The 603-nt window shown below is 49.9% G+C and carries 1 protein-coding gene; it reads right to left on the bottom strand.

Annotated features, from left to right (window positions below; translation table 11 throughout):
• On the bottom strand, positions 1 to 603 hold a 603-nt coding region (locus R7P74_RS27765), incomplete at both ends, for an FAD-dependent oxidoreductase (protein ID WP_318123890.1).

The following is a 603-nucleotide window of genomic DNA, read 5'->3' as shown; positions in this document are numbered from 1 at the left end:
TGGTTGGCCAAAATCCAATTTGGTCATTGGTGTGTTTTCGAAGATTTCGATCCCCATTTCTAATGCGACTCGGCGCAAACCTCTAGCCAACAAGGCGGGCTGGACGCTAGCAGCAACCGAAGAATGGAAACCTTCAAGATGACGGGGCGAGCCTGTATTCGCGTGCAGCTCATCTTCTTTGCAGCGACGCCAACTATTGACGCCTAAACGTGAAAGCTCATCGACGACAGGTTGCATGCTGCCCGCTTGCGCGTGATTTGTTGCCGTGTAATACACGCCTTTAAGTGACAACTGAGCATCAATATGGTGCTGTTTACAAAACGCGTCAATTTCAAGCACGGCTTGTTCGGACTCTTTGACTAACCAAGCAGCCTGAGCTTCACCAAACAAACGTTTTAAGGTCGGAAACTTTGTCGACCAAGTCAGCATGCAACCACCATTCGCTCCAGACGCGCCACTGCCGCACAGACCCTTTTCTATCACAACAACATGCTTTTTCGGTGCTTGCTGTTTGATCATAATGGCGGTCCAAAGTCCGGTGTAACCACCGCCAACAATCGCGACATCAGCGTTGATATCTTCATTCAGTGGCTTAGCTGGCTG

It is taken from the genome of Vibrio sp. 2033, from assembly GCF_033339735.1.
Note: the sequence above shows the minus strand (reverse complement) of the source record. Positions and strands in the feature narration are given on the sequence as shown.